This is a genomic window from Actinomycetospora sp. (assembly GCF_036497585.1).
In the GTDB taxonomy this organism is placed as follows: Bacteria; Actinomycetota; Actinomycetes; order Mycobacteriales; family Pseudonocardiaceae; genus Actinomycetospora.
The window spans coordinates 1-11,452 of the sequence record NZ_DASXJD010000016.1; the positions used below are offsets into that span (position 1 = coordinate 1).

13 protein-coding genes are annotated in these 11,452 nt (G+C 75.9%); all 13 read right to left on the bottom strand.

Features of this window, described 5'->3' with window-relative positions:
* A partial coding sequence (locus VGH76_RS01505; RefSeq protein ID WP_331554833.1) for a CPBP family intramembrane glutamic endopeptidase occupies window positions 1–341 on the bottom strand: 341 nt, incomplete at its 3' end.
* A gap of 396 nt (window positions 342–737) precedes the next feature.
* Window positions 738–1,865 carry an acetate/propionate family kinase gene (locus tag VGH76_RS01510; RefSeq protein WP_331554834.1) on the bottom strand — a complete coding sequence of 376 codons (1,128 nt, stop codon included), beginning with the start codon at window positions 1,863–1,865 and terminating at the stop codon, window positions 738–740.
* On the bottom strand, window positions 1,865–4,288 hold the full coding sequence (locus VGH76_RS01515; protein WP_331554835.1) for a phosphoketolase family protein: 2,424 nt from the start codon (window positions 4,286–4,288) through the stop codon (window positions 1,865–1,867). Before VGH76_RS01515 ends, VGH76_RS01510 begins: the two co-directional genes overlap by 1 nt.
* An 84-nt stretch (window positions 4,289–4,372) precedes the next feature.
* The gene (locus VGH76_RS01520; RefSeq protein WP_331554836.1) at window positions 4,373–5,125 is read right to left on the bottom strand and encodes an ABC transporter permease; all 753 of its coding nucleotides are present in this window, start codon (window positions 5,123–5,125) and stop codon (window positions 4,373–4,375) included.
* Window positions 5,122–5,868 carry an ABC transporter ATP-binding protein gene (locus VGH76_RS01525; protein ID WP_331554837.1) on the bottom strand — a complete coding sequence of 249 codons (747 nt, stop codon included), beginning with the start codon at window positions 5,866–5,868 and terminating at the stop codon, window positions 5,122–5,124. The genes VGH76_RS01520 and VGH76_RS01525 overlap by 4 nt, the downstream gene beginning before the upstream one ends.
* Before the next feature lies 1 nt (window position 5,869).
* The gene (locus tag VGH76_RS01530) at window positions 5,870–6,025 is read right to left on the bottom strand and encodes a hypothetical protein (protein ID WP_331554838.1); all 156 of its coding nucleotides are present in this window, start codon (window positions 6,023–6,025) and stop codon (window positions 5,870–5,872) included.
* Between the two features lie 37 nt (window positions 6,026–6,062).
* Entirely contained in the window at window positions 6,063–7,538 is a 1,476-nt protein-coding gene (locus VGH76_RS01535) for an AAA family ATPase (RefSeq protein ID WP_331554839.1), read from the bottom strand.
* Window positions 7,535–8,389, bottom strand: a complete 855-nt coding sequence (locus VGH76_RS01540; protein ID WP_331554840.1) for a universal stress protein — start codon at window positions 8,387–8,389, stop codon at window positions 7,535–7,537. The genes VGH76_RS01535 and VGH76_RS01540 overlap by 4 nt, the downstream gene beginning before the upstream one ends.
* 31 nt (window positions 8,390–8,420) lie before the next feature.
* Entirely contained in the window at window positions 8,421–8,936 is a 516-nt protein-coding gene (locus tag VGH76_RS01545) for a universal stress protein (protein WP_331554841.1), read from the bottom strand.
* 80 nt (window positions 8,937–9,016) lie between these two features.
* Entirely contained in the window at window positions 9,017–9,811 is a 795-nt protein-coding gene (locus VGH76_RS01550) for an HPF/RaiA family ribosome-associated protein (RefSeq protein ID WP_331554842.1), read from the bottom strand.
* Window positions 9,808–10,404, bottom strand: a complete 597-nt coding sequence (locus tag VGH76_RS01555) for a DUF6328 family protein (protein WP_331554843.1) — start codon at window positions 10,402–10,404, stop codon at window positions 9,808–9,810. The genes VGH76_RS01550 and VGH76_RS01555 overlap by 4 nt, the downstream gene beginning before the upstream one ends.
* Window positions 10,401–10,877: a universal stress protein gene (locus VGH76_RS01560; RefSeq protein ID WP_331554844.1), complete on the bottom strand. Its 477-nt coding sequence runs from the start codon at window positions 10,875–10,877 to the stop codon at window positions 10,401–10,403. The genes VGH76_RS01555 and VGH76_RS01560 overlap by 4 nt, the downstream gene beginning before the upstream one ends.
* A partial coding sequence (locus tag VGH76_RS01565) for a universal stress protein (RefSeq protein ID WP_331554845.1) occupies window positions 10,874–11,452 on the bottom strand: 579 nt, incomplete at its 5' end. The genes VGH76_RS01560 and VGH76_RS01565, both read right to left, overlap by 4 nt.

The following is an 11,452-nucleotide window of genomic DNA, read 5'->3' on the forward strand; positions in this document are numbered from 1 at the left end:
GGACCGGCGCCACCGGAGGACGCCGCGAAGGTCGGGACCAGGAACTCGGGCAGGTGCCAGGCGGCCCAGAGGACACCGAGCACGAGGGAGGCGAGGAGCGGGCCGAGCGAGCGCCGCATGCGCGGCAACGCGAAGCCACGCCAGCCGACCTCCTCGAACAGTGGCCCCCCGAAGAACGTGACGGCCACGAATGTGACCACATAGGTCAGCAGATAGGAGGGTCCGCCGAGCACGCTGAACGACGGCCGGGCCATCGCGTAGACCATCGTGCCGAGCAGCATGATCAGCGGGACCCCGACAAGAGCGACCGCGTACCAGCGCACCCCGACCCGCCAGCGCACGAGCCGGCCGAGCAGATCCCGGACGCCGCGCGCCCGTCGGTCACCGCTGCCATGGCCAGCCCGGCCACTGCGGGGCCGGCAAGGATCGCCGCGGCATTGAGGTACCCCACGAGGGCGTCGTCGATCCGCGCGGGCAGGAGTCCGGCGCCGTCCTGGCCGAGAACCAGGGCGTCCAGACGATCCACGTGAACGCGTAGGCCATGACGAAGAAGGCGGTCAGCGGGTGTCGGGCCAGGACGCCCGGTCGGTCGGACTCCTGACGTGCCGCCGAGATCGCCATGTCGAACCGCCCCCGGCCGACTTAACACCGAAACACCCGTCAAGGCCCTAGCAAATGAACCCGGGTCCCGTTCGATGTCGACCTTGCGATCACGCCGTGCTGCGCAACGACCGGCGTCAGGTCGATCGCGTCGCGGCGACCATGACCTCCTCCACCTGGCGGGCGATGACGAGGTCCTCGCGGGCGTGCACCACCACGGTGCGCGCCGCGGCACCGGGCGCCGATACGTCGCCCTCCCGGCCGCCGACCGCCGCCGTGTCCGCGTCGGGGTCGAGCGCGAGCCCGAGGAAGCCCAGGCCCGCCACGACGCGGCGCCGCAGCGCGGGCGCGTTCTCCCCCACGCCGCCGCTGAATACCAGCACGTCCACCCCGCCCGCGGCGGCGGCCATCGCGGCGAGCTGGGCGCGCGTCCGGTGCACCCAGACCTCGAGGGCCGCCGCGGCGTCCGGCTCGCCGGCCTCGGCGGCGCCGAGGACGCGGCGCATGTCGGCGTCCCCGGCGAGCGCGAGCAGTCCGGACTCGTGGTCGAGGGCGTGGTCGACCTCCGCGGCGGGCACGCCCGCGTGCAGGGTCAGCCAGGTGACCGCGGACGGGTCGAGGTCGCCGCAGCGGGTGGCCATCACCAGCCCGGCGGTGGGCGTGAACCCCATCGTCGTGTCCACCGAGCGCCCGTCGACCACCGCGCACGCCGAGGCCCCGGACCCGAGGTGGGCCACCACGACCCGCACCGACTCCCGGGGGCGGCCCACCAGCTCGGCCGCCCGCGCCGAGCCCCAGTCGTGGGCCAGCCCGTGGAACCCGTAGCGGCGCAGGCCGTACTCGGCGCGCCAGCGCGACGGGACCGCGTAGGTCGACGCCGCGGCCGGCATCGTCGTGTGGAAGGCGGTGTCGAAGCACGCCACCGACGGGACGTCGGGCATCGCCTCGGCCACCGCCCGCAGGCCGGCGAGGGCCGGCGGCTGGTGCAGCGGCGCGAGCACGGTGAGCCGGTCGATCCGCGCGAGCACGTCGGGGTCGACCCGGGTGGGTCCGGTGAAGTCCGGCCCCCCGTGCACAACCCGATGGCCGACGGCGTCGACGCCGCCGGCCTCGTGCGCCAGCCGGATCGCCGTCGCCTCCAGCTCCCCGGCGGCGGGCCGGCCCCGCGGCGCGTCGAGATCCGCACGGTGCCCGACGGCGCCGTCGGGCTCCACCACCCGCAGCTTGACGCTGCTCGACCCGGCGTTGATCACCAGGACCCGCATCACGTGACCGGGTACGCCGTGCCCGCCCACACCCATTCCCGCACGTCGGGGCGGTCCTCGCCGTGGAGGCGGGTGTACTCGCGGCACGCGAGCCGCTCGTCGGTCATCCGCTGGCGCAGCGCCGCGTGGCGCACGGCCAGGCCGGGGACGCGGTCGATCACGTCCATGACCAGGTGGAAGCGATCGAGGTCGTTGAGCATGACCATGTCGAAGGGCGTGGTGGTGGTGCCCTCCTCCTTGTACCCGCGGACGTGCAGGTTGCCGTGGCCCGTGCGGCGGTAGGTCAGGCGCTGGATCAGCCACGGGTAGCCGTGGTAGGCGAAGAGGATCGGCTTGTCCGGGGTGAACAGCGCGTCGAAGTCCCGGTGCGAGAGCCCGTGGGGGTGCTCGGTCGGGTCCTCGAGCCGCATCAGGTCGACGACGTTGACCACCCGGACCCGCAGGTCGGGCAGGTGGCGGCGCAGCAGCTCGGCCGCGGCGAGGGTCTCGAGCGTGGGCACGTCCCCGGCGCAGGCGAGCACGACGTCGGGCTCGCTGCCCTGGTCCGTGCTCGCCCAGTCCCACACCCCGAGCCCCCGGGTGCAGTGGGCGACCGCCGCCTCCATGTCCAGCCACTGCGGCGCGGGCTGCTTCCCGGCGACGATCACGTTGACGTAGTCCCGGGACCGCAGGCAGTGGTCGGCGGTGGAGAGCAGGGTGTTGGCGTCCGGGGGCAGGTAGACCCGGACGAGCTCGGCCTTCTTGTTGACCACGTGGTCGATGAAGCCGGGGTCCTGGTGGGAGAACCCGTTGTGGTCCTGGCGCCAGACGTGCGAGGTGAGCAGGTAGTTCAGCGACGCGATCGGGCGGCGCCACGGGATGGTGCGGGTGACCTTCAGCCACTTGGCGTGCTGGTTGAGCATCGAGTCGACGATGTGGATGAAGGCCTCGTAGCAGGTGAACAGGCCGTGCCGCCCGGTGAGCAGGTAGCCCTCGAGCCAGCCCTGGCACAGGTGCTCGGAGAGCACCTCGACCACGCGGCCGGTGGGCGCGAGGTGGTCGTCACCGGCGTCGATCTCGCCGTCGAACTGGCGGTCGGTGACCGCGAAGACGTCCTGCAGCCGGTTCGAGGCGACCTCGTCGGGACCGAAGAGGCGGAAGTCGTCCGGGTTGCGCCGCACCACGTCGCGCAGCCAGCCGCCGAGCACCCGGGTGGCCTCGGCGACCGGCCGGCCGGGCTCGTCGACCGCCACCGCGTACCCGCGGAAGTCGGGCAGGCGCAGGTCGCGCAGCAGCTCGCCGCCGTTGGCGTGGGGCGTGGCGCTCATCCGGCGGTCGCCCCCCGGGTGCAGTGCCGCCAGCTCCAGCCGCGGCCGGCCGTCGGCGTCGAACAATTCCTCCGGGCGGTAGGAGCGCATCCAGGTCTCGAGCTGCGCGCGGTGCCCGGCGTTCTCGCGGGTGCCCGCGAGGGGGACCTGGTGGGCCCGGTAGGTGCCCTCCACGCGGATTCCGTCGACGTCGCGGGGCCCCGTCCAGCCCTTGGGGGTCTGCAGGATCAGCATCGGCCACCGCGGCCGCTCGATCGACCGCCCGGCGGCCTCCGCCTCCGCCGCCTCCCGCCGCAGCCGGGCGATCTCGTCGACGATCGTGTCCATGGTGTCGGCCATCCGCCGGTGCACCGCGGCGTGGTCGTCGTCGAGACGGGCCTCGACCAGGTAGGGCCGGTACCCGTACCCGGTGAGCAGGGCGAGGAGCTCGTCGCGCGGGATGCGGGCGAGCACCGTCGGGTTCGCGATCTTGTAGCCGTTGAGGTGCAGGATCGGCAGCACCGTCCCGTCGTGGACGGGGTGGCAGAACTTGTTCGCATGCCACGCGGTGGCCAGCGGCCCGGTCTCGGCCTCACCGTCCCCGACCACGCACGCGACAAGCAGGTCCGGGTTGTCGAACACCGCGCCGTAGGCGTGCGCGAGGGAGTAGCCCAGCTCGCCACCCTCGTGGATCGAGCCCGGCGTCTCCGGCGCCACGTGGCTCGGGACGCCGCCGGGGAAGGAGAACTGGCGGAACAGCTCGCGCATGCCCTCCTCGTCGGTCGAGACGTGGGAGTACCGCTCGGAGTACGTGCCCTCCAGCCAGGCCGCGGCGACCACGGCCGGGCCGCCGTGGCCGGGGCCGGAGACGAAGAGCGGGTCGAACGTGCCGCGGCGGGCGACCCGGTTGAGGTGGGCCCACACGAAGGTCTGGCCCGGAGTGGTGCCCCAGTGGCCTAGCAGCCGCGGCTTGATGTGCTCGGCGGCCAGCGGCTCGCGCAGGAGCGGGTTGTCCAGCAGGTAGATCTGGCCGACCGCGAGATAGTTCGCAGCGCGCCACCACGCGTCGACGAGGTCGAGGTCGTCGGCGAGGGCCGACGTGGTGGGGGCGAGATCGGTGTGCTCCGTCGACGTCACGGTGACTCACCATCACCCGCGACAGGGACAGCGCCGCAGGGTCGAACGGCACCTCTTCCCGACCGATGGTCCCGGGCGCCGCGCTCAGGCCGACGGGGTGCGCCGGCGCAGGGACGCCGCCGCGGCCACCAGCGCGACGAGGGTGACGCCCACCAGGACGGCGAGGTCGTGCAGCAAGGTCACGGTGATGATCGAGCGGCGGCCCACCTCCTGGAGCGCCTCGATGGCGTAGCTCAGCGGCATGAGGTCGCTGAGCGCGTGCAGCCAGTCCGGGAGCGCCTCGCGGGACACGAACAGCCCCCCGAGCAGGGTCCGGGGCAGGATCACCGCGGGCAGGAACTGCACGGCCTGGAACTCGCTGGTCGCGAAGGCGCTCGCGAGCAGGCCCAGGCTGGTGCCCAGCAGCGCGCTGAGCAGGGCGACCGCGACGACGAAGGCCCGGCTGCCGGGCGTCTGCAGGCCCAGCAACCCGTAGGCGATCGCGACCACGACCAGGGTCTGCGCCGTGGCGGCGACCGAGAACGCCAGCCCGTAGCCCAGCAGCAGGTCGAGCTTGGTCATCGGGGTGGTCAGCAGCCGTTCCAAGGTCCCGCTGGTGCGCTCGCGCAGCATGGCCACGCTCGTCACCAGGAACATCGTGGTCAGCGGGAAGATCCCCACGAGGGAGAGCCCGACCTGGTCGAACAACGTCCGGGAGTCGAGGGCCTGCTTGGTGACGGCGAGCAGGGCGCTCGGGACGACCAGCAGCATCGCGACGGTGCGCCGGTCGGCGCGCAGCTGGGCGAGGACCCGGCCGGCGGTCGCGAGGGTGACGGGGACGTCGAGGAGGCCGGTCACGCGGGGTCCGCCGTCGCTCGCGGTCCGCCCGGGCAGACCAGGCGCAGGAACGCCTCGTCGAGGTCGTCCGCCCCGGTGCGGATCCGGAACCCGGACGGGGTGTCGTCGAGCAGCAGCCGGCCGTCGCGCAGGACCAGCAACCGGTCGCAGCGCGCGGCCTCGTCCATGACGTGGCTGGAGACGAGCAGGGTGGTCCCGGCCGCGGCCAGCGCGTGGAAGTGCGCCCAGAGCTCGTGGCGCAGGAGCGGGTCGAGCCCGACCGTCGGCTCGTCGAGCACGAGGACGCGGGGCCGCGCGACCAGCGCGCACGCCAGCGACGCCCGCGCGCGCTGCCCGCCGGAGAGCGTGTCGACCCGGCGGTCGCGGAAGGCGGTGAGGCCGACCTCGCCGACGGCGCGGTCGGCGGCGGGGGCGCCGAGCCCGTACAGGGCAGCGAAGTAGCGGGCGTTGGCCCGCACCGTCAGGTCGCCGTAGACCGCGGCGGACTGCGTCGTGTAGCCGACCTGGCGCCGGAGCCGGGGCGTGCCCGCGGGCGCCCCGAGCACCTCGACGTCGCCGGCCGCGAGCTCCTGCACCCCGACGATGCAGCGCATCACCGTCGTCTTGCCGCCGTCGCTGGGCCCCAGGAGGCCGGTGACCCGGCCGGCGGGCACCGTGAAGCCGAGGTCTTGCAGGACCCAGCGGCCGCCGAGCACCACACCGAGCCGGGTCGCCCGGATCGCCACCGCCGGTGGCGCGGCCATCTCAGGCGACCGCGTGGGCGCGGGCCCGCTCCGAGCCCGGCACGACACCGCGCCGCGCGGCCGCACGGACCGCCTCGACGAGCGCGCGGCAGCCGGCAGACCCGTCGATGCCGCGGACGACGAGTCCGCGGGCGGGGGTGACTCGGGTCGGGGTCATCGTTGTCCTTCCTCGTGTCCTCGGGGTCCCCGAGGGCTCACCGCCCGACGACGGTCCAGCCGGAGTGGGCGATCGGGGCGTGCACCTCGGCGACCGCGAGCTCGATCGCGGCCTCGGCGGGGCCGGCCGTGTCGATCACGGTGGCCTCGGGCCACGGGTCGGCGTCGAGGGACATCACGGCGGCCACGAGCGGGGTGGCGTCGGAGGCGGAGCCCCGACGGCCGCGGATGCGGGGTTCGGTGATCTCGCGCGGGGCCCGGCACTCGAGGCAGGTCAGCTCGGCGTTCGCCGCCCGGGCGAGCTCGGTGGCGCGGGCCCGCTCCTGGGCATCGGTCCAGGAGGCGTCGAGCACGACCGACTCGCCGCGCGCAAGGAGCGCGGCGGCACGCTCGCGCATGGCCGCGTAGGTGGCCGCCCGGCGCTCGGCGCGGTAGAGGCCCTCGCCGTAGCCGGCGCGCGCCGGGTCGGTGGGCGAGAGCCCGGCGAGCTCCTTGCGCAGCGGGTCGCTCGAGACCACGACGGCGCCGAGGCGGTCACCGATCCCGTCGGCGACGGTGGTCTTGCCCGTTCCGGGCAGGCCCCCCACGAGGATCAGCCGGACCTGGCCGGCCTCGAGATGGCGGCGGCCCAGCCCGAGCAGGTCGCGGGCCTCGTCGGCGCCCGGCCCGCCCTGGTCGGCCCGGACCGCGGAGACCAAGGCGCGGGTCGCGGCGCGGTAGGCGCGGTAGTGGTGCCCGAGGGCGACCGGCCAGGTGTCGCCGGAGAACTCGCCGTAGAGCGCGAGGAAGCGCTCGCCCAGGGCCGGCCCGCCCTGGTGCTCGAGGTCCATCGCGAGGAACGCCGCGTCGTCGAGGGTGTCGAGGTAGCGCAGCCGGTCGTCGAACTCGAGGCAGTCGAGGATCACCGGGCCCATCCGCAGGCAGACGACGTCGTCGGTGAGCAGGTCGCCGTGGCCGTCGACGATGCGCCCGGCCTCGCACCGGAGGTCGAACAGGTCGCCGCGGCCGGCCAGGAAGCGGGTCGCGAGGGCGGTGACCCGCGCGACCTCGTCGTGGTCGAACACCCTCCCGACGTGGCGGTGCAGGCCGTCGAGGACGCCCTGCCAGCGGTGGGCGAGGGCGTCGGCGCGTCCCTCCCGCGTGATCTCGTCACCCCGACGGGCCATCGAGTGGAACGCGGTGAGGCGACGGGCGACGGCCCGGAGCTCGTCGTCGACCCGCACCCCGGCGCGCACGAGGACACCGAGGCCTCGCTCGGCCGGCATCCGGCGCATCAGGACGAAGTGGTCGGCGACCGCGCCGTCCGGGTCGAGCAGTGTCTCGACCCCGAGGTAGACCTCGGGGCTCAGGCGAGCGTTGAGCGCCACCTCGCGCTCGCAGGCCTCCCGGCGGGCGGCCACCGTGGTGAAGTCGCAGAAGCCGAGATCGACGGGCTTCTTGAGCTTGTGGACGCGATCGTCGACGAACCACAGCACGGCGGTGTGAGTCTCCCGCACGGCGGCCGGCGCGCTCACCGCGTACCCCCGGCGGCGGCGGGCCGGCGGTCAGGGGGCCGGACGCCGGGCACGCCCGGTGGGACCACGGCGACCGGGCAGCGGGCCTCGCGCACCACCCGCCGGCACACCGGTCCCGGGGCGGGGTCCGACGAGGTCGCCGCCCCGTGGGCCCCGAGCACGAGCAGACCCGCGGGCGGCCCGACCAGGTCGAGCAGCTCGTCGGCGGGATCGCCGTGGCGCACGACCTCGTCGATGAAGGACAGCTCCCCGCACGCCTCCACCCCGGCGAGGATCCCGTCGAGCATCCGCCGTCCCCGGGTCACCTCGCGGTGGCCCGGCTCACGGGGCAGGATCGCGGCGGCCAGCATCGGCGCACCCCAGCGCACCGCGACGTCGGCGGCCAGGGCGACCGGACCGCGGGCGGCGCCGTGCGGATCGGCCGGGTCGGCCGCGACCACCACCTCGCCCTCGTGACGGCGCTCGAGGTCCCACCCGGCGGGGACCACCACGACCGGGCAGCTCGCCCGGGCGAGCAGGTGGGTCGTCGTGGCGCCGACGGCTCCGTCGGCCTGCCCGTCGGGCGTCCTCGCCCCGAGCACGAGCAGCTCCGCGTCCACGGCGGCCGCCGCGAGCGCGGAGCCCGCCGGGCCGGCGAGGAGCACCTCGACCACCGGGACCGCGACGGCCGACTCGACGACACGGCGGGCCCGCGCCAGGTCGGTCGTCACGAGGGTGTCGTCGAGGCGCGCGGCGACCAGGGTGAGCGGGACGTCGCGGCGGGCGGCCTCCTGGGCGGCCCAGAGCGCGGCGCGCAGTGTGGCGGGCCGGCCGTCGACGCCGGCCACGACCGTGCGGGAACCTGCGGTCATCGTGGGTCCTGCCTCCGTCTCGCGTGGGGTCTCAGGCGATCGGGCCGACGGGCAGCGGGGTCCCCGCCTCCGCGGCCGCCGCGTGGGCCGCGTCCGCGGCGGGCCCCGGGGCCGGGACCACGGTCACCGGGCAGGGCGCGTGCAGGACCGCGCCGAGCGCGACCGAGCCGAGCAGGGTGCTGCGCCAGGGCCCGTGGCCGCGGTGGCCGACGACGAGGAGGTCGGCGTCGCGGGCGGCGTCGACGAGGGTCGTCACCGGCGAGCCGGGCACGGCGACCGCCTCGGTCTCGACGTCGAGCCCGAGCTGCTCACGCAGCTCCTCGATCCGGGCCTGGACGCGGCGGGCCGCGGCGGCGCGGGCCTCGGCGGGGTCGGGCAGCACATAGGCCTCGTAGGCGAACATCTCGGGCGGGCGGACCGCCATCACCGCGCGCACCGCGGCGCCCCGGCGTTGCCCCTCCGCCATCGCGTACCGCAGGGCGGCGTCGGCCCCCGCCGACCCGTCCACGCCCACCACGAGCACTCCCCGGTGCGCGGTCGCGCCCATCTGCGTCGCCTCCTCGGTGTCCTCGGGGCCGCCGGGCGCGGTCCGACGAGGACAGGCTCGACCCGGCGGGCCGGTGGCGGTCAGTGCTGCGGGTCCCCCGCCTCGCGCTCCGTCGGTCCCGACCCGGCGGGCCGATCGGTCCCCGCCGTGACGTCGACGAGGACGGCGCCGCCCTCGGCGTGGTGCAGCAGCCGGCCGTCGCCGTGCGGGTCGACGAAGAACAGGAACGGCAGCCCGGAGAGCGCCAGGTGCTCCACGGCGTGCTCCACCGAGAGCCGCCGCGCCGGCCCGGCGCTGCACGAGAGGGCCGCGGGCACGTCCGCGTGCTCCGGCCCGTCCCGGAAGGCCACGCGCAGCCCGGTCGGCCCGCCCCGGTAGACCACCGCGGGCGCGCCGGTGGCCCGCTCGAGGAAGAGGTGGACGTCCTGGTCGAGGTCGACCAGGATCGCGGCCGCCTCCGCGACGGGCACCGGGACGGCCTGGACGAGGTCGCGGCGCACGATCGACGCGGGGTGCTGGAGTGCGGCCGGCCGGGGCGTGGAACGCGGACGCCCCCGCCGGGCCTCCCGGACCTGTCGACGCAACCGGTCGGCGAGCAGGTCGACCGCCTCGCGGGGGTGCTGGGCCGTGACGTGGGCGTGCACGTGCCCGTGGCCGAGGTCGACCAGGACCGAGGCGGACACCGGCCGCTCGCGGGCCGGGTCGGCGTGGCGCACCACGCGTATCCGCGCCCCGAGCACCGGGCGGCCGAGGGCCGCGAGGACGTGCCGGACGAGCCCCTGCGCGTAGGGCGCCAGGTCGGCGCCGATCTGCCCGCGGAGCTCCACGACGGGTGGCGGGACGAGGGAGGGGCGCGGATCGCCGATGGTGGTCATGATCGGGACAGTCGCGGCGGGGGCCCCCGGCGACCAGGGTCCGAGGTCCCGCCCGGGTGCCCCGGCCGTCCCCGGACGTGGACCGGGAGACGCCCCGGACCGGACCGTTCACCACGCCGGCGCTGCAGCGGCTCCACGAGCCACAGGGTCACCACGAGCGCGAGCAGGCCCCCCGTCGCCGACACCCCGACGACGGGTCCGTCGAGGTCCGTGGTCACCAGCAGCACCGCCCCCGCGAGGGCCACGCCGAGGCAGAGCAGCCCCGCGATCGCCAGCCGGTTGAACCGCAGGAGCATGGGTTCCTTGTCCCGGGCCCGGAACCGGAGCCGGTGCTGCGCGGCGGGCGCGACGAGCAGCACGACCGAGACCGCCGAGCTGAGCAGCGTGACGATGAAGACGACCCGCAGCGGCGCGGACAGCAGCGCGAACCGCGGCTGGAAGGCCGCTGCGAGCAGGAAACCGAAGAGCACCTGCACGCCCGGCAGGGCCACCCGCAGCTCCCCCAGCAGCTCGGAGAGCTCGCGGTTCACCCGCGTGCGGTGGTCCTCGCGCGCCGGCGGCCACGGCCTCCCCCGCACGGTCGACCCGCTCACGCCGGGACGGGTGCCGGCACCACGGTGACCGGGCACGGGGCGTGCAGCACGCAGCCCAGGCTCGTCGAGCCCATCACCGCGCTGCCGACCGCCCCGAGACCCCGGTGCCCGACGACGAGCTCGTCCGCGTCCCGGGCGACCTCGACGAGCGCCTCCACCGGCCGGCCCGGGACCGCGTCGACGTCGACCGGGGGCATCGTCGCCAGCTCGGCGCGGAGCCGGTCGAGGACGGGCTCGACGATCTCGCGGGCGGCTTGCCGCTCGCTCTGCTGGTAGATCGCCAGGCGCGGGAGCGGGATGCCCGCGGTGGGTCCGTAGCCCCAGGCGCCGTAGGTCTCCGGCGGCTCGTAGACGCCGACCGCCCGGACCCGTGCCCCGCGGCGGGCCGCCGTGCGCACCGCCTCCTCGAGCGCGGCGCGGGCGCCGGGCGAGTCGTCGATCCCGCAGACCACGAGGGGTCGCTGCTCGGTCATCCCTTCCTCCCGGAGTGCACCTCGCGCGCCCGTTCGTGCCGCCCGGTGGGGCCGGCCTCCCAGGCGGCGGTGCCGGCGCTGCCGGCCGGGACGACGAGGACCGGGCGGGCGCCGCGGCCGATCGCGGCGTGGGAGACCGACCGGTGGCCGAGCAGCGCGCTCTCCACGCGCGCCCGGCCGGTGCCGTGGGTCCCGACGACGACGAAGGGGGCGTCGACCTCGTCCGCGACCGCGAGCAGGACCGAGGCCGGGTCGCCCTGGCGGAGGCGGTGGTCCCAGATCACCGGGACCGGGGCGAGCAGGGCGTGCAGGGCCTCGAGCTGGTCCTCGACGGCGCGCGCGGCCTCGGCCTCCCAGTTCCACGAGTCCGGGTCGACGGGGAAGTCGTCGGAGGCGACGACGTGCACGACGTGCAGCGGCACCGCCAGCCGGATCGCGAGCCGGGCGGCGACGAGCACGGCATCGTCCGAGCCGCGGTGGCGGCTGTGGCCGACGACGACCCCGCCGTCGGGACCCTCGGGCGCGGGGCCCGCCGTCCGCTCCATCTCAGCTCTCCCCGTCCGCGGCCGGCGCGA